Origin of the sequence: Caulobacter sp. Root487D2Y (assembly GCF_001427165.1) — a bacterium.
Classification (GTDB): domain Bacteria; phylum Pseudomonadota; class Alphaproteobacteria; order Caulobacterales; family Caulobacteraceae; genus Caulobacter.
In genome coordinates, this window is sequence record NZ_LMFD01000012.1 from 12,357 (window position 1) to 30,962 (window position 18,606).

At 68.4% G+C, this 18,606-nt stretch carries 10 protein-coding genes; all 10 read left to right on the forward strand.

Annotated features, from left to right (window positions below):
- The first annotated feature begins 52 nt into the window (after positions 1–52).
- The 10 genes from ASD38_RS17470 (at position 53) to ASD38_RS17515 (ending at position 18,509) form a co-directional block, all read left to right on the forward strand.
- Complete coding sequence (locus tag ASD38_RS17470) at positions 53–1,597, forward strand: tryptophan halogenase family protein (RefSeq protein ID WP_082560807.1); 1,545 nt, start codon at positions 53–55, stop codon at positions 1,595–1,597.
- Entirely contained in the window at positions 1,594–3,786 is a 2,193-nt protein-coding gene (locus tag ASD38_RS17475) for a right-handed parallel beta-helix repeat-containing protein (protein ID WP_056461979.1), read from the forward strand. Before ASD38_RS17470 ends, ASD38_RS17475 begins: the two co-directional genes overlap by 4 nt.
- A gap of 9 nt (positions 3,787–3,795) precedes the next feature.
- The gene (locus ASD38_RS17480; RefSeq protein WP_056462464.1) at positions 3,796–6,501 is read left to right on the forward strand and encodes a glycoside hydrolase family 3 C-terminal domain-containing protein; all 2,706 of its coding nucleotides are present in this window, start codon (positions 3,796–3,798) and stop codon (positions 6,499–6,501) included.
- Positions 6,502–6,520: 19 nt separating this feature from the next.
- Entirely contained in the window at positions 6,521–8,455 is a 1,935-nt protein-coding gene (locus ASD38_RS17485) for a sialate O-acetylesterase (RefSeq protein ID WP_056461981.1), read from the forward strand.
- 147 nt (positions 8,456–8,602) lie between these two features.
- Positions 8,603–9,499 carry an alpha/beta hydrolase gene (locus ASD38_RS17490; RefSeq protein WP_442857058.1) on the forward strand — a complete coding sequence of 299 codons (897 nt, stop codon included), beginning with the start codon at positions 8,603–8,605 and terminating at the stop codon, positions 9,497–9,499.
- Positions 9,500–9,665: 166 nt separating this feature from the next.
- Complete coding sequence (locus tag ASD38_RS17495) at positions 9,666–11,339, forward strand: GH39 family glycosyl hydrolase (protein ID WP_056461983.1); 1,674 nt, start codon at positions 9,666–9,668, stop codon at positions 11,337–11,339.
- Positions 11,340–11,694: 355 nt separating this feature from the next.
- Positions 11,695–12,855 carry an AraC family transcriptional regulator gene (locus ASD38_RS17500; protein ID WP_056461986.1) on the forward strand — a complete coding sequence of 387 codons (1,161 nt, stop codon included), beginning with the start codon at positions 11,695–11,697 and terminating at the stop codon, positions 12,853–12,855.
- A gap of 342 nt (positions 12,856–13,197) precedes the next feature.
- Positions 13,198–15,894 (forward strand): TonB-dependent receptor plug domain-containing protein, encoded by a 2,697-nt coding sequence (locus ASD38_RS17505; protein ID WP_235523874.1) that lies wholly within the window; start codon positions 13,198–13,200, stop codon positions 15,892–15,894.
- Between the two features lie 160 nt (positions 15,895–16,054).
- Entirely contained in the window at positions 16,055–17,662 is a 1,608-nt protein-coding gene (locus ASD38_RS17510; RefSeq protein ID WP_056437247.1) for an AMP-binding protein, read from the forward strand.
- Positions 17,643–18,509 carry a 3-hydroxyacyl-CoA dehydrogenase family protein gene (locus tag ASD38_RS17515; protein WP_056461991.1) on the forward strand — a complete coding sequence of 289 codons (867 nt, stop codon included), beginning with the start codon at positions 17,643–17,645 and terminating at the stop codon, positions 18,507–18,509. Before ASD38_RS17510 ends, ASD38_RS17515 begins: the two co-directional genes overlap by 20 nt.
- Positions 18,510–18,606 lie beyond the last annotated feature (97 nt).

Sequence of the window (18,606 nt, forward strand, 5' to 3'; positions counted from 1 at the left end):
GAAGATCATTCGTTTGATCTTCCCAGTCTATTTTTTTCTGGGTTTCGAGGCCATGGTGCGTCCGATCAAGAATATCGTCATCGTCGGCGGCGGGACCGCCGGGTGGCTCACCGCCGGCCTCATCGCCGCCAAGCACCGCGCGCGCATGGCCGCCGGTTTCACCGTCACGCTGGTGGAGTCGCCAAACACGCCGATCATCGGGGTCGGCGAAGGCACCTGGCCGACCTTGCGCACGAGCCTGGCCAAGATCGGCGTGTCCGAGGCCGACTTCTTCCGCGAATGCGACGCGGCGTTCAAGCAGGGCGCCAAATTCGCCCGCTGGACCACGGGCGCGGCCGACGACGCCTATTATCATCCCCTGATGCTGCCGCAGGGCTTTTCGCAGGTGAACCTCGCGGCCCATTGGCTGGCGAGGGGAGGCGCGCAGAGCTTCTGCGACGCGGTCAGCCCGCAGGGCCGCCTCTGCGACGACGGCCTGGCCCCCAAGACCATCACCGCCGGGCCTTATCAGGGCGCGGCCAACTACGCCTATCACCTCGACGCGAGCAAGTTCGCTCCGTTCCTGCAGCGTCACTGTTGCGACAAGCTCGGCGTGCGCCATGTCCTGGCCGACGTGCAAAGCGTCTCCATGGCCGAGGACGGCGACATCCGCGGCGTCGTCACCCAGCAGCGCGGCGAGATCCAGGGCGACCTGTTCGTGGATTGCACGGGCTTTCGCGCGCTGCTCCTGGGCGACGCGCTCGGCGTGCCGTTCCGCGACTGCGGCGACGTCCTGTTCTGCGACACCGCGCTGGCGATCCAGGTCCCCTACGAGAGCGAAACCAGCCCGATCGCCAGCCACACCATTTCCACGGCCCAGTCGGCCGGATGGATCTGGGACATCGGCCTGCCCACGCGTCGCGGCGTCGGACACGTCTATTCCAGCCGCCACATCAGCGACGAGGACGCCGAGCGGGAACTGCGGGCCTATATCGGGCCGGCTGGTCGCGACCTTTCCGCCAGGAAGATCCCGATCCGTTCGGGTCACCGCGAGACCTTCTGGGAGCGCAACTGCGTGGCCGTGGGCCTGGCGGCCGGCTTTCTTGAACCGCTGGAAGCCTCGGCGATCGTGCTGATCGAACTGTCGGCCAAGATGATCTCCGAGCAGATGCCGGCCTGCCGCGAGGTGATGGACGTCGTCGCCGCCCGCTTCAACGCCACGACCCATTATCGCTGGGGCCGGATCATCGATTTCCTCAAGCTGCACTACGTTCTCAGCAAGCGGTCCGACAGCGCCTTCTGGCGCGACAATCGCGCGTCCGAGACCGTCCCCGAGCGCCTGGCCGACCTGCTGCGCCTCTGGCGCCATCAGCCGCCGTGGCTGCACGAGGAGTTCGACCGGGTCGAGGAAGTCTTCCCGACGGCCAGCTATCAGTACGTGCTCTATGGCATGGGCTTTCGGACGGAGATCGAACCCGAGGCCCTGGCCGACGAACGCGCGATGGCCGAGCGGGCGCTGCGCGAGAACGCCGTCCAGACCGATCGGCTGCTGGCGAGCCTGCCGCGCCATCGCGACCTGATCCGCAAGATCGTCGAGCACGGCCTGCAGCCTGTATGACGACCGCCGTCGCCTCCGATGCGACCGTCCGGCCCGGCGCCGAGGCGGCGAGCGTCCGATCGCGGTCTCGCCGCCAATTCTGGGGCGCGCCTGCGCTGGGTCTCTTCCTGCTGGGCGCCGGGTCGGCCTCGGCCCAGTCGCTGCCGACCTTCGCCATCCCCGCGACGTCGCCGAGCGACCGTCCCAATTCCGAGCAAGCCTTCGCTTCGGTCGAGATTCACGAGCGCCCTGCCCCCGCCCCCGTCGTCCTCGAGGTCTCGCCGCGCGGATCGGACGCCGGCGACGGATCGGCGGCGCATCCCTTCGCGAGCCTCGAACGCGCCCAGGCCGCGGTTCGCGGCGTGAACGCCGTGCACGCCGTGACGGTCCGCCTGGCCGATGGCGTCTACCGCCTGGACGCGCCCCTGCGCTTCTCCGAAGCGGACGGAGGCCAGAACGGCTTCGTCGTGCGCTGGGAAGCGGCCAAGGGCGCGCGCCCCGTGATCTCGGGCGGCGTCCCGGTCGTCGGCTGGCGGCGCGCCGACGCGCGTCGCGACATCTGGGTCGCCGACATCCCGCGCGGAGCCGATCCGCGCCAACTGTGGGTCAACGGTCGCATGGCGCGTCGCGCCGAGGTCGAAGCCCCGCGCAAGGCGTTCGCGTTCCATGACTGGGGCATTCAGATCCTCGATCCGGCCTGGCGTTTCCTGGCGGAGCTTCCCGACCAGACCCGCCTCGAAGTCGAGAACACCGGCTTCTTCACCGATCGCCGCGCTCGGGTCGAGAGCATCCGCGGCGACCGTATCCTGCTGGCGCAACCGGGCTGGCGAAACAACCTGATCGGCTACGACACCTTCGCGCGGCCCGTCTCCGGCGACCGCGCCCGGTTCTTCATCGCCAACGCGCTGGCCTTCGTGCGCGAGGAAGGCGACTGGTGGGCCGATCCGGCCCGAGGCCGGCTCTATTACAAGCCGCGCGGCGGCGAACCGATGGCCGCGAGCCAGGTGGTCATGCCCACGCTCCAGGCCCTGGTCTCGATAGCCGGCGCCCCGGGCCGTCCGGTCCATGACCTGCAATTTTCCGGGATCGGTTTCCAGCATACAAGCTGGCTTGGCCCCTCCGGTCCGCAAGGCTACGCCAGCCAGCAAAGCGGCGCCTATCTCGCCGACGACGTGCCGAACTATCCGTCCGAGCCGATCCGGGACTGCAGTTGGGGGTGCTGGGCCTTCGAGGCGATGCGCAACCATTGGCGCCAGCAGCCGGCCGCCGTGCAGGTCGCCGCGGCGGCCCGGATCCTCTTCGAGGACGTCGAGTTCGCCCACCTGGGGCAGATCGCCCTCGGCGTCGGCAACGACGCCAGCGCCAATCTCAGCGGCGCCGGCCTGGAGGCCCGCTCGGTCGAAGTCGTCCGCAGCCGATTTTTCGACCTGGCGGGGGGCGCGATCATGGTCGGCGGGGTCAGCCCCGACGCCCACCACCCTTCACGACCGGAGCTGGCGGTGCGCGACATCGTCATTCGCGACAACACCATCACCAAGGTCTCGCAGGTCTATCGCGAGCAGGCCGCGATCCTGGTCACCTACGCGACCGCCCCCCTGATCCTGCGCAACGACGTCTCCGAGACGCCCTATGACGGCATCGACGTGGGCTGGGGTTGGGGCGTCAACGATCCGGGCGGCAACACCGCCTACATGTCGCTGAACCGGGGCTACTACGACCAGCCCGGCAACCGGGTCTATGACACCCCGACCATCCTTCGCGACACGGTGATCCTGGGCAACCGCGTGCATGGGGTCAAACGCTGGTTCCCCGACGGCGGGGCGATCTATCACCTGTCGGCCGATCCCGGCGCCCTGATCGCCGAGAACCATGTCTACGACGTGCCCGGCGGGATCGGGGTCTATCTCGACGAGGGCTCGCGGTACGTGACCGTGCGCGACAACGTGTTCGACGGCCTGGGTCTCTGGGTCAATCTCAACGCCCTGGACGGCGCCCATCCCCGGCGAACGGCGATGGACAATGTCGCGCGCGGCAACTGGCACAACGCCGGCAAGGCCAATGGAAGCTGGTCCGACTACGCCGCCAACCGGCTCGCCGACAACATCGCCGTCGACGGCCAGGCGTGGCCGGAAGACGCGCGCAAGGTGATCGACCGGGCGGGTCCGGCGCGATCAGCCGCTCCCGATCGAACAAGCAAGATCAAGCCATGAGGTGGAATGATGCCTAGGTCCAAATGGCGCCGGCGCGGCCTGGCCGCGACCCTTTGCGGAGCCTTGTCGGTTGGCGCGTCGCTGGCCCACGCGGCCCCGGCCGAGGCCCCCTCGCCCGCTGTCTCGCCTGAACGCGCCAAGGCCGATCGTCTGGCCGCCCAGCTGGTCGGCCAGATGACGACCGACGAAAAGGTCGAGCAGCTGCTGAACACGGCCCCGGCCATCCCCCGGCTGGGCATTCCCGCCTACAACTGGTGGACGGAGTCGCTGCACGGCGCTCTGGGCGCGCTGCCGACGACGAACTTTCCCGAACCGATCGGCCTGGCCGCCAGCTTCGACCCCGCGCTCGTCCACGACGTCGCCGACGCGATCGGGTCGCAGGTGCGCGGGCTGCACGTCCTGGCGCGCAACACCGGACGCATGGGACGCATCGGCACCGGCCTCGACACCTGGTCGCCCAACATCAACATCTTCCGAGATCCGCGTTGGGGTCGGGGCCAGGAGACCTACGGCGAGGATCCGTTCCTGACCGCGCGCATGGGCGTGGCCTTCGTCCAGGGCGTCCAGGGGCCCAATCCGGACCTGCCGCAGGTGGTGGCCACGCCCAAGCATTTCGCGGTTCACAGCGGCCCGGAATCGACGCGCCACGGCGCCAACGTCTTCGTCTCGCGCCACGACCTCGAGGACACCTACCTGCCCGCGTTCCGCGCTGCGATCACCGAGGGCCGCGCCGGATCGGTGATGTGCGCCTACAACCGCATCGACGGCCAACCGGCCTGCGCCAGCGACCTGCTGCTCAAGGACCATCTGCGCGGAGCCTGGAATTTCGACGGCTATGTCGTTTCCGACTGCGATGCGGTCAAGGACATCAGCGACCATCACAAGTACGCTCCGGACGCGGCCACGGCCGTCGCCGCCGCCATGCGGGCCGGCGTCGACAACGAGTGCAACGGCGCGACCCTGACCGACACCGACGGGGTGGCCGATCGCTATCGCGAGGCCTTGCGGCGCGGCCTGATCAGTCCCGCCGAGGTCGATCTGGCGCTGGTGCGATTGTTCTCGGCCCGCCTGCGCGCCGGCGATCTGCCGGGCGTCCGCACGCCCGAGGCGGCCTTGGCGGCGCCGACGAGCGTGATGACGCCGGCCCACGAGGCCCTGGCGCTGGCCGCCGGCGAAAAGAGCCTGGTTCTCTTGAAGAACGACGGCCTGCTGCCGCTCAAGCCGGACCTACGGATCGCCGTGATCGGGCCGCTGGGCGACGCCACCCGGGTCCTGCGCGGCAACTACTCCTCGGCCTTGTCGGCCCCACCGATCTCGGTCGTCGAGGGCCTGCGGCGAGCCATGCCTTCGGCCCAGGTCGTCTACGCGCCCTTCGGCGCCTCGTTCACGGACGGCGACCGGGTGCCGACCACGGCGCTGCGGACACCCGACGGCAAGTCCGGCCTCCTGGCGCGCTACTACAACACGGTCGAGCCGCCCCCTAGACGCTTCGCCCCCGGGACGTTCGGCGAGGCCGTCGCCAAGATGCGCTATGCTGAAAAGCCGGTGGTCACCCGCGTGGAGGCGGACGTGGCGGCCCGCAGCCTGGATCTGGCGACGGTCTCGGACCACCATCGCGTGGTCTGGACAGGCTTCCTGGTCCCCCCCGAGAGCGGGACCTATCGCCTGGGCCTGACCGGCTTCAACGGCGAGCTCAAGTTCGACGGCAAGCCGTTCGCCGACCTGCGCAAGGCCGGTTGGGGCAGCCTTCCCACCCTCAAGACCATCTCACTCGAAAAGGGCCGAAAGTACCCGATCGAGGTCGTTTCGGAATCCCACGCCCTGTCCGGCATCGATCTCGTCTGGAAGCGCATCTCGACCGATCCGGCCGGCGACCTGAAGGCGGCCGCCGCCCAGGCCGACGTCCTGGTCGCGGTCGTGGGCCTGACTTCCGACCTGGAGGCCGAGGAATCCCCCGTCGAGATCCCGGGCTTCAAGGGCGGCGACAAGACGACCCTCGACCTTCCCGCCGATCAGCAGGCCCTGCTGGAGCAAGCCAAGGCCCTGGGCAAGCCGCTGGTGATCGTGACAATGAACGGCAGCCCGTTGAATCTTTCCTGGGCCAAGGACAACGCCTCGGCGATCCTGGAGGCGTGGTATCCGGGCCAGGCCGGGGGCCTGGCCATCGCCAACGTGCTTTCGGGCAAGACCAATCCCGCGGGGCGCCTGCCGCTGACGTTCTACCGCTCGGTCGACGACCTGCCGCCGTTCGGCGACTACGCCATGGCCGGCCGGACCTATCGCTACTTCGAAGGAACGCCCGTCTACCCGTTCGGCTATGGCCTCAGCTACACCCGGTTCGAGTACCAGCCCCTGAAGGTCGAGCCGGCGACCGGCGGGGCCGGCAAGGGCCTGCGCGTCACGACCAGCGTGCGCAATGTCGGCGCCCGGGTCGGCGACGAAGTGGCCCAGCTCTATCTCGACTTCCCCGACACGCCCGGAGTCCCGCGCCTGGCCTTGCGCGGCTTCCAGCGGATCACGCTGAAGCCGGGCGAGACCCGAGCGGTCACCTTCGCCCTGTCGTCGCGCGATCTTTCCTCGGTGGATCTCGACGGCGCTCGCCGGGTGGCGACGGGGCGCTATCGGGTCAGCGTGGGCTCGGGCCAGCCCGGCGACGATACGCCCAGCCAATCGGCCGCCTTCGTCGTCGACGAAGCGGTCGGCCTGCCGAAGTAGAGCCTCAGTGAGATCGCCAATGAAAGTTTCGATGTTGGCGTCAGGCGCCGTCCTGGCGCTGAGCCTAGTCCAGGCGGCGTCGGCGGCGCCCCGTCTCGATGGCGTGGTCAGCGACCACGCCGTGCTCCAGAGGGACCGACCCCTGGTCATAACCGGAACCGCACGGGCTGGTGAGGCGGTGCTGGTCAACCTGGCGGGGCGGACCGCGCGCGGCCGGGCCGACGGCGACGGACGCTTCAGCCTGACCTTGCCGCCCCTGGGCGCCGGCGGCCCCTACCAGATGCTGGTCACCGCCCCCAGCGGCCAGGTGGTCGTCGACGACCTGATGATCGGCGACGTCTTCCTGTGCTCGGGCCAGAGCAACATGGAGCTCGCGACGGCCCAGGCGCAGAACAGCTTCCAGATCGCCGGCGCGGCCGACGAGGGCCTGCGGCTCCTGACCGTGGCCAAGCGCGTCGCCGCCACGCCGCAAAGCCGCTTCGACCAGCCGCCGGCCTGGGCGCCGGCGACGCCCGGGACCATCGCCGGATTCTCGGCCGTCTGCTTCTACATGGGCCAGGATCTGCGCAAGACGGCAAAGGCGCCGATCGGCCTGATCCACGCCAGCTGGGGCGGGTCGCGGATTTCCCCCTGGATGGCGCCCGAAGGCCTGCGGGCGGCGGGCATGGCCGCCGAAGCCGCCACGCTCGAGCTCTACACCCGCGACACCGCCGCCGCCGAGGTCACAGCGGCCGACACCTGGGGCAAGTGGTGGCGTGACCAATCGGGCGACGCGCCCGGTCGCGAGCCCTGGCATGCCGACGGGGTCCTGGATTGGCGGCCCGCGCCCGGCGTCGGCGCCTTCAACCGGTGGGGCGTCCCAGACCTGGCCAGCTATGTCGGCATGGTCTGGTTCAAGAAGGATGTCGTGCTGACCGCCGAGCAGGCACGGCAGGGCGCCGTGCTTTCGCTCGGCGCGATCGACGACGCCGACCGCACCTGGGTGAACGGCGTGCCCGTGGGGGGCGGCAGCATCGCCAGCGCGCCTCGGCGCTACCGCATCGCGCCCGGCGTCCTTGTCGAGGGGCGTAACGCCGTCACCGTCAACGTCGACAATGTCTATGCCGAAGGCGGCATGATCGGGCCGGCGAACCTGATGCGGCTGCGCTTCGACGACGGGACCGAGATCGCGATCGACGCCGGATGGCGCTACGTCGTCGCCGGTCGTCCGAAATCCAATGCGCCCAGGTCGCCGTGGGACGACATCAACGGCGCTGGCACGCTCTACAACGCCATGATCGCGCCGCTCGGCACGGTCGGCCTGAAGGGCGTGGCCTGGTACCAGGGCGAGTCCGACACCGACTTGCCCGGCTATGACCGGCGGCTGCGCGCGATGATGGCCGACTGGCGTCGCCAGTTCGCGACGCCGGACCTCCCCTTCGCCGTGGTCCAGCTTTCCGCCTATGGCGCGACGGCCTCGCGTCCGACCGAGAGCGGCTGGGCCAGGCTGCGCGACATCCAGCGCCGGACGACCGAGGCCGACGGCCATGCGGCGGCCGTCGTGACGATCGACCTTGGCGATCCGCTCGACATCCACCCTGGCGAAAAGCAGGAGGTCGGCCGCCGGGCGGCTCGGGCAATGCGCGCGCTGGCCTATGGCGAGGACGTCGCCCCGTCGGGTCCTGGCGTGTCGGCGGCGGTCCGTAATCCCGACGGCGGCGTGACCCTGGCGTTCAAGGGCGCGAGCGGCGGACTCGTCACCCACAGCGCGAACGTCGCCATCGGTTTCGAGCTGTGCGCGGAAACCGGCTCCTGCCGCTTCGCCGCCGCGGTCGCCTCGGGCGACACGGTGGTGCTGGCCGGAGACGGCAAGTCCGTGGCGCGCGTGCGCTACGCCTGGGCCGACGCTCCGGCCGTGAACCTCTTCGACCAGAGCGGGCTGCCCGTTTCGCCCTTCGAGATCGCCGTGCCTTAGCGAGGATCTCGAAGTTCGTCGGGACGCCCCGCCGGCGCGCCCGCACTCAAAACAAAGATCAAAGGGAGAAACACCATGAGGAAGATCAACGTCGCGGAAGAGGTCCGCTCCAAGGGGGCGACCTGGACGCGCCTGGCCGCGGCCGGGATGGCCGTCGCCTGCATCCTGTCGACGCCGGCCCAGGCGCAGAACGACAAGATGCAGCCCGTGCCGATCCCGGCCCAGCCGAACGCCATCGAGCTCGGAACGGGTCCGCTGCCCGGCGCGACGGCCTCGGAGTCCTGGCACACCCAGTATGGCAGCCTGTTCGCCCGGAACGTGACGGTGGCCACGCTCACCCCGTACCTCCCGGACCCCGCCAAGGCGACCGGCGCGGCGGTGATCGTCGCGCCCGGCGGCGGGTTCCGGACGCTGTCGATGGAAAACGAGGGCTCGGACGTGGCCCGCGCGCTCGCCGCCAAGGGCGTGGCCGCGTTCGTGCTCAAGTACCGTCTGAACCAGACCCCGGCGGACATGCCCGGGTTCGAACGTTCGATGACCGAGATGTTCTCGGCCACGGCGGCGCGGCCGCCGCGGATGGACCCAGAGAAGGCGATGGCGGGCCTGGCGCCCCAGATCGCCGACTCGCGCGCCGCCTTCACGCTTGTTCGCAAGCGCGCGGCGGAATGGCGCGTCGATCCCGATCGGATCGGCATGGTCGGCTTCTCGGCCGGCGCCATGCTGACCCTGTCCACCACCCTGGTCGGGCAGGACGCCAAGCCGGCCTTCATCGGCCTCATCTACGGCCCGCTCGCGCCGGTGACGGTCCCCGCCGACGCGCCGCCGATGTTCGTGGCGCTCGCGGCCGACGACCCGTTCTTCGCCAACGGCGGGTTCGGGCTGATCGACAGCTGGAAGACCGCGAAGCGGCCGGTTGAGTTCCACCTCTACGAACAGGGCGGGCACGGCTTCGGCATGTATCCGAAGACAACCACCAGCACCGGCTGGTTCGACGCCTTCGCGCGGTGGCTCGACATGCACGGCATGCTGAAGCCCAAGGGTTGAGCGAGCGAGGTCGGTCCGCTGACCGACGCCGAGCTGGAGATGGCCCCGTGGCCAATTCCAGCTCGGCGGCAAGGCTTGGCGTATTTGACAGGCGGTCGCCTTTTGTCGGAGTAAACGTCACGACGACCGCATCTCGCCCGTTGGCGTTGGAAGATCGGAGCCCGGTATGTGGAAACGGCTTTCAGGCGCGGCCGTCGGCCTGGTGATCCTGACCACCGCCCCGGCGCTCGCACAGGATCCATCGTTTCCCGTCGCCCTCGCCGTGGACGTCTCTCGATCCGGAGAAACGGTCAAGCCGGTCTGGCGCTTCTTCGGCGCGGACGAACCCAACTACGCGACGATGAAGGACGGCCGCGCCACGCTGGCGACGCTGGGCGGCCTGGCCCCCGATCATGTCTTCTTCCGCACCCACAATCTGCTCACCTCGGGCGACGGAACGCCCGCGTTGAAGTGGGGCTCGACCAATGTCTATACCGAGGACGCCGCCGGCCGGCCGGTCTATGACTGGACGATCGTCGACCGCATCTTCGACACCTATCGCGCCCGCGGCGTGAAGCCCTATGTCGAGATCGGGTTCATGCCCGAAGCGCTCTCCACCTCTCCCCGACCCTACCAGCACGATTTCAGGCCAGGCTCGGGCGCGTTGCGGACCGGTTGGGCCTTCCCGCCCAAGGACTACGGCAAGTGGGAGGAGCTGGTCTATCAATGGGTGCGCCACTGCGTCGAACGCTATGGCCGCGCCGAAGTCGCCAGCTGGTATTTCGAGACCTGGAACGAGGCCAACCTGCCCCAGTACTACTGGGGCGGAACGCGCGAAGAATTCTTCCTTCTGCACGACACCGCCATCAAGGGGGTTCGCCGCGCCCTGCCCGAGGCCCGGGTCGGAGGCCCCGACGGCGCCGGGGCCGGCGACCAGTTCATCACCGCCTTCATGGAGCACGCCAAGGCGGCCGGAACCCCGGTCGATTTCCTGTCTTTCCACGCCAAGGGCTCGCCCAAGGTCATCGCCCAAGGCGACACGAGCCACGTCCGCATGGGCGTGGCGACACACCTGAAGGCGGCCGACCACGAGTTCGCCCAGATCGCCGCCGACCCGGTCTTCCGCGGCAAGCCGATCATCATCGGCGAGTCCGACCCGGAGGGCTGCGCCGCCTGCCAGGGCCCGGCCAACGCCTATCGCAACGGCACCATGTATTCCTCGTACACCGCGGCGTCCTTTCCCCGGCTCCAGGCTCTGGCGCGACGCCGATCGCTCGATCTCGAAGGCGTGCTGACCTGGGCGTTCGAGTTCGAGGACCAGCCCTATTTCGCGGGCTTCCGGCAACTGACGTCGGCGGGCATCGACCTGCCGGTGATGAACGTCTTCAAGCTGTTCTCGAAGATGTCCGGAACCTATGTCGCGACGACCTCGGATCATGAGGCGACCCTGGACGACATGATGAGCGACGGGGTTCGAGGCGCGCCGGACGTCGCATCCGTCGCGACGCGGGACGGGGACCGGCTCTCGATCATGGTCTGGCACTATCACGATGACGACCTGGCGGGCCCCGACGCGAAGGTGAGCCTCGACGTCAACCACCTGCCCAAGGCGTTCGCGCACGGCGCGCGCCTGACGCACTACCGGGTCGATCGCGATCACTCCAACGCCTACGCGGCGTGGCTGAGGATGGGCTCGCCGATCGCCCCGACGGAAGCGCAACGCCAGACATTGATCGACGCCGCCCGACTGGCGACGCTGGATCCGTCGCCCTCGGCGGTCGCGGTGAAACGCGGCGACGCTCGGATCGATTTCGAGCTCCCCCGCCAAGGGGTTTCGCTCCTGGTCCTGACTCCGGACTAGCCGCGCCGCAAGGCCAGCGTCGGCGCGCCGGCCGCCCGCTCGGCCCTACACCTTAGGCGGTCAAACGACGCCTTGGGCAGCGCCCGGGAATCGCCCTCACCCAGCCCCTGGCGCGGCATGCCCGACAACAGGCCCCAGGCAACCGCCGTCAAGCCTCATCGGCTGTCGGCGCTGGTCCTGAGTTGAGAAATGAATCGGCGCGGCTAACTTGCAAACGCCAGTCACGATATGTCGGAGAATTGCCGCGGCCCGCGTCTGTTCCCAGCTGGGGCGCGGCGCACCGACGGCGGTCGCGGATCAGGAGGAAGACGCCAATGCCCGGTATCGTTGAAACTTCAGAGAGGCGCTGAGATCCATGGCCGCCAAGCCGAGCGCGCCACCGGCCCCGTCCGCGCCGTCGCCCCCGATGGTGCCGCCCGCCGCGGCGGACGGATGTTCCGGGCTGGACGGCCTCGCGGTCGAGAAGCTGCTGGGCGGCGCGGTGCTCAAAGGGCACGAGCCGAGCGAGATATTGCGCGAAGCCGGGATCGACCCGTCGGTCTATGGCAATGAGCAGGCCGTGATCGACGGCAGCGCCTTGTTCCGTCTGGTCGAGCGCATCCAGCTAAGGCTGGACGACGCCTATGTCGGGTTCCTGCCGGAGCGATGCCGCCTCGCGCTGGAGAACGAGCGCACGCGGGCCTATCTGCACTCGGGCACTTTCGGCGAAGCGCTCAGGGTCAGCATCCGGTTCACCCAGGCGCTCTCCAGCGATATCGGCCCGCGCCTCGTCGAGACCGAACGCCTCGGGGTGATGCATGTCTGCGCCTACAACACCGTCGAAGGCGTCGATCGCGACATCTTCGTCTGGCTGCGGTTCGTCTGGATCTATCACCTGTTCAGCTGGCTCATCGGCCGCCCCTTGAAGCTGCGCCGCGTGTTCGTTCAGGGTCGGCGCCCGGTGCAGGCGAACGGCTTCGATCGATTCGCCTTGTTCAACTGCCCGATTGAGTTTGGAGCGCCGGTCGATGCGCTTTGCTATGACCGCAACGACCTCGACGTCCGCCTCGTGCACGGGACCCTGGCCGAGTATGAGGCCCACAATGCGAGCGCTCCGGACTGGTTCGCGCCGCCCGGCGGCGAACTCAGCTGGCGCAGCCGCACCGAACAGGTGCTGATCCAATTCCAGCGCGAGGGCGTGTGGCTGCCGTCGATCGAGGACGTCGCCGAACGGCTCCGAAGCCAACCGCGCCGCCTGAGGCGCAGCCTCGCGCGCGAAGGGGAATCGTTTCAGCACGTCAGAACCCGGCTGCGCGGTGAAATGGCGGGCGCCCTGCTGCTCGCGACCGATCTTCCCGTCACCAATGTCGGCTACACGGTCGGATTCAACGAGCCGGGCAGCTTCACGCGGAACTTCAGCGAGTGGGCGGCGATGACGCCTTCCGAATATCGCCATCGCTACAAGTCCGACACCGCGCGAATGGCGGCCGCCACCACTCTGGTGGCCGAGCGGCGCGAGCCCCACGTCGAGGCATAAGCTGGTCACTTGCGTTAAATCTGCACGTCACCCGCGCCATAGCCAATCTCCCCGCTCTTGGACATCGATAGCCAACGACCGCGCCGCGCCAACCGGTGCGGAACAAGAATGAATGAGGGGGAAATCCTGACCCGCCGGTCCATGCCCGGCGTCGCGCCCGCTGGAGCGCGCCGCATCACCGGCATATCGCCACGCCCAACGCCGCGTCGGTGAACCAAAGAAGCACTGAGGCCGCCATCGAATAGTCGGCGAAAGACTCCCCTGAACGCGGGAGAGGATCCGATCGCCATTCGAAGGTCCAAACAATAATAAAATACGGGAGGGAACACTTTGCCTAATGCCTTGAATAAGAGATCGCGCCTGGCGTTGTCCGGCGCGTCGTTGCTGGCCTTGGCGCTGCTGGCCTCTGGGCCGGCCTGGGCTCAAACCTCGGACACCGCCGAACCGTCGAAAGCGCCCCAGCCGAAGTCGGACACGGATCGCGCCGCGCAGGACGTTCCGGATCAGATCTCCGAGATCGTCGTGACGGGATCGAGCATCCGCGGCGTCCCACCGACGGGCTCGAACCTGATCAGTGTCTCGCGTGAAGACATCCGGACCATCGGCGCGAACACCACGCCGGACTTGCTGGCCAGCGTGCCGCAGTTGAACAGCTTCAACACCGCTCCCCGGGCCGCCAACGGCGGGGCGGGCGCGTTCGCTCCAGGTCTGCGCAGCCTGCCGGCAAGCGCGACGCTGCCGCTGATGAACGGTCACCGCCTGGTGGCCGGGGGCACAAACCAGACCAATCCCGATTTCCCGTTCATTCCCGACCTGGCGATCGAACGCGTCGAGATCGTCGCGGACGGCGCCTCGGCGATCTACGGCTCGGATGCCGTGGCGGGCGTGGTGAACTTCATCACCCGCCAGCACTTCTCAGGCGTCGACGCCTCGGTCCGCTACGGGACGGCCGATGACTACCATACGTTCAGCGCGAGTGGATTGGTCGGCCGCGACTGGGGACGCGGATCCGTCGTCGCCTCTTACCAATACGCGGAAAACGGCGACATCCTCGGGGCCGACCGCGACTACCGCATCGTCGACCTCCGTCCCTATGGCGGCGTCGATACCCGCACGACGGTCTGCCCGTCGCCCAACGTGCGGGTCAACACCACCTTCTATGCCGTCAACTACGCGGCGCCCGCCCTGGCTCCGAACACGACCAATTCCTGCGATAACGGGGCGGTGACCTCCCTCGTCCCGAAGTCGCGTCTGCACAGCGCCTATGTCACGGCCCGTCAAGATTTGAACGACCGCGCCACCTTGTGGGGCGAGCTTCTGTATTCGGACCGCAAGGACACGGTTCAAGCGCCGCCGCCGCCCGCGGCCGGCGCGTCGGGCGGGGTGATCCTCTACAACCTACCCGGCTTCGCCAATCCCTTCTTCAAGACGCCGCCCGGCACCGGCGCCACGACGGAGTTCGTCCAGTTTCGTTCCGATAATCTGTATGGCGCCGACCATATCGACAACATCTTCCGTGTCCGGGCCGGCAACTCGTCGGCGGGTGTCGACGCCAAGCTCCCTCGCGATCTGAAACTGAGCGTCTACGGCACCTATGATTGGGCGACGAACGACACTTACCTTCCCGCGATCAACCCGGCGGCGCTCGACGCGGCGGCGCTCGGGACCACGGCGGCCACCGCGCTTGATCCGTTCGGCGCCGGCACGTCGCCTTCGGTCGCCGCCAAGATCACCGACTATGCCGGCGACCTGACCATCCACCAGCGCACCTATCTGGGCGCGGCCAAGATCGACGGACCGCTGGCGGACCTCCCTGGCGGACAACTGAAGATCGCGGTGGGCGCCGAGTATCGGCGCGAGACGTTCAAGCAACGGGGCATCTACGGCGGGACCCAGGTGCCCGAAGACCTGACCCGCGATATCAAGTCGGTCTATGGCGAGCTGTTCGTGCCCATCGTCGGCGACGGCAACCAAGCCCCCCTGGTGCACCGCCTCAACCTGTCGCTTTCGGGGCGCTACGACCACTATAGCGATTTCGGATCGACGACGAACCCGAAGGTCGGGGTCAACTGGGATCCGGTGAGCGGCCTCACGCTTCGCGGCACCTACGGCCGCTCGTTCCGGGCGCCGGGCCTGCGCGACGTCGGGGCGACCGTCGGCGCCTACTACTACAACGCCGCCGCCATCGCCGGCAGCACCTTCCGCGATCCGACGCGGGGCGCGGCCCAGGTCGACACGGTTTTCCTGCTCGGCGGCAATCGCGACCTTCAGCCGGAAGAGGCCCGGACCTACTCGGTCGGCGCCGACCTGCACCCCGACGCCCTGCCCAACTTCCATGCGAGCGTGACGTTCTACGACATCCGATACACGAACGTGATCGGAACGCCCGGCGGCGCCATCGCCTTCACCGATCCCACCTTCGCCTCGGTGATCTATCGCAATCCCACCGCGGCGCAGCTCTCCAGCCTTCTGGCGATCGCCGTGCCGGTCAACTTCGTGCCGGGGGCCCTGCCGACGATCGGAAACCTGCTCGACTTCCGCCAGGGCAATTTCGGCGTCCGCAAGACCAACGGCCTGGATTTCGACGTCGGATATCGTCAGCCGACGACCTTCGGCGCGCTGTATGCCGGCTTGGCTGGCAACTACATCTTCAAGTTCGAAACCCAGCTTTCGCCGACGTCGCCGGTCTCCGACAGCCTGAAACTGGGTGTGCCCAAGGCGACATTGAGAGGAACGCTGGGCGCGCAGGTCGGTCAGTTCAACGCCGTGGGATTCATCAACTATCGTGACGGGGTGACGGGCCTATACGCCACCCCCACCGGCACCGCGGAGTACAGCGCCAAGGCCTATACGACCGTCGATCTGCGCTTCTCGATGAAGTTGCCCTACAGCGGCTTGGCCAAGGGGACCGAGCTGGGTCTGCAGGTGAACGATCTGTTCGATCAAGACCCGCCCTTCTTCCCGCAGGCCGAAGGAATCGGCGGCAGCTACAACCCGATCGGCCGCTACGTGGCGCTGAGCCTGCGGAAGAGCTTTTGATCAAACCCAGCGCCGCCCGATCGGCCGCTGAAGCCCCGCGGGAGTGTGCGAGCGATCGCCGCTCCCGCGGCAAGGCGCGCCTGACCCTGCTGTCACGCGAACGCCAACGATCCGCGACAGCCCCCGCTCTCATTCCTGAACTCGGTAAGCATCGAAGATAATGCAACAGTATCCGCTGACACTCGACAAGTTCATCGACCACGCGGCGAAGTGGCACGGGGCCAGCACGGTCGTGACCGCCTCCCGCGGGACCGTTCAGCGGCGTGTCGGCTATGCGGAACTGCGCGCGCGCAGCAACCGCCTGTCGGGTGCTCTGACCGCGCTGGGGCTGGGGCTCGGGGATCGCGTGGGCACGCTGGCGTGGAACACCCAGCATCATCTCGAGCTGTATTACGCGACGATGAGCGCCGGCCTTGTCTGCCACACCCTGAACCCCAGGCTCACCCCGGCGCACCTCTCCGCGATGATCAACGAGGCCGCCGACCGGGTGCTGGCGATCGCCGCGAACCTTGTGTCGATGCTGCCGGAATTGCTGCCGCTGTGCCCGACGATCGAGCGGGTGCTCGTGTTGGACGAAGCCGTCGACCCGTCAATTGCCTGCATCTGTGGGGTCCCCATTGAAGGGCTCGAGGCGCTGATCGAGGCGCGCGGAAAGACAGTCCAATGGGGACAATTCGACGAGACCAGCGCCGCGGGTCTCTGCTTCACCTCGGGCACGACCGGCAAGCCCAAGGGCGTGGTGTTCAGCCATCGCTCCAACTACCTCCATACGCTGATGTCGATCCAGCCGGACGCCTATTGCCTGTCGGCGAAGGACACGATCCTGGTCGCCATTCCGATGTTCCACGCCAACGCCTGGGGCCTTCCCTTTTCCGCGCCGGCGGTCGGCGCCAGCCTCGTGCTTCCCGGACGGGACCTCGACGGCGCCAGCCTGGCCTCGCTGATCAGAAGCGAGAACGTCACCATCGCCGGCGGCGTGCAGACGGTGTGGATCGGCCTGCTCGACCATCTCGACGCCACCGGGGAGGACGTGCCCAGCCTGGAGCGCGTCATCATCGGCGGATCGAAATGCCCCGATGCGCTGATGCGGCGCATGGAGGATCGCCTGGGCGCGCGGGTCCAGACGACCTGGGGCATGACCGAGATGTCCCCGCTGGGGACGGTGGATTCGATCCAGTTCCCCCCGGCCAGCGAACGATCCTCGGGGCGCCCGCCGATCGGCGTCGATCTCAAACTGACCGACGCCGATGGCGCCACGCTGGCGCGGCAGCGCGGCGTGATCGGCCATCTGAAGGTCAAGGGCCCCTCGATCATCGACCGCTATTTCAACGCCGCGGAGAGCGCGCTCGATGCGGAGGGTTATTTCGACACGGGCGATCTGGCCACGATCGACGAAGGCGGGGCGCTCACGATCTGCGGACGCTCCAAGGACCTGATCAAGTCCGGCGGCGAGTGGATCAACCCCGCGGAGATGGAGGCGATCATCGGCCGCGATCCCCGTGTCGGTCAGGTCGCGGTGATCGGCAAGCCTCACCCCAAATGGGGCGAGCGTCCGGTGCTGGTGGTGGAGCTGCGCCAGGGCGAGACCGGCGACGCGCGGGCGTTCTTCGACGCCCTGCGGGGCAAGGTGGCCGACTGGTGGCTTCCCGACGAGATCGTCCAGCTGCCGGCGATGCCATTGGCCGCGACCGGCAAGATCGACAAGGTCCGGCTGCGCGCCGACTATGAGACGGGGGAGCTTGACCGCTATGTCGCGACCCGCCCCTGAAACGAGGATTGGCGTCGTCGGCGCCGGGCTGATGGGCGCCGAGATCGCGCTCGTCTTGGCGCTGGGCGGCATGGACGTGCTGCTCCACGATCGCGACGCGACGGCGCTGGAGAACGCGTTGACCCGACTGGGCGCGCTTCTCGACCGCGGCGTATCGCGGGGCCTCTACACCGCGGACCAGCGCGCGACGGCCCTCGACCGCGTACGGCCGGCGTCGGATCTCGCCAGCTTCGGGGACCGCGACCTGGTGACCGAGGCGGTGTTTGAATCGCTCGAGGTCAAGGGCGAGGTCCTGGCGGCGCTCGACAAGGCGTGCCCGGAGGCCTGCGTGATCGCGTCGAATACGTCGACCCTGCCCATCTCCACCCTCGGCGCGGCGCTTTCGCCGGAGCGCCGGCCGCGCTTTCTCGGCACGCACTATTTCTCGCCGGTGTCCCGGATGCTTCTGGTCGAGGTCGTGCCGGCGTTCGAGACCAGCCCCGAGACCATCGCCTGGACCACCTCGATTCTCGAGAACATCGGCAAACAGCCAATCGCGGTGAAGGACGTCACGGGCTTCGCGGTCAATCGGATGCTGCACGCGATGCTGATCGAGGCGGTCAGGCTGGTCGAGGAAGGCGTCGCCACGCCGGAGGATCTGGATGCCGCGTGCCGGCTGGGTCTTGGTCATCCGATCGGACCGTTCGCCCTCATGGACAACGTCACCTCCGGCCTGTGCCTGCAGGTCCAGGAGATTCTGCGGGAGTCCCATGGCGAGCGCTTCCGTCCGCCCGCCCTGCTGAAACAGCGCGTCGCCGCCGGCTATTCCGGCGGACGGGGCAAGCCCGGCTGGCTGGGCAAGGCATGAAAACGAAGATGTCTGAAGAGGCGAACGTCGAGATGGTGTCAGCAGTCGAAAGACCGGGCCAACGCCCAGCCCGCGCCGGCGGGCGGGCGCATGATCA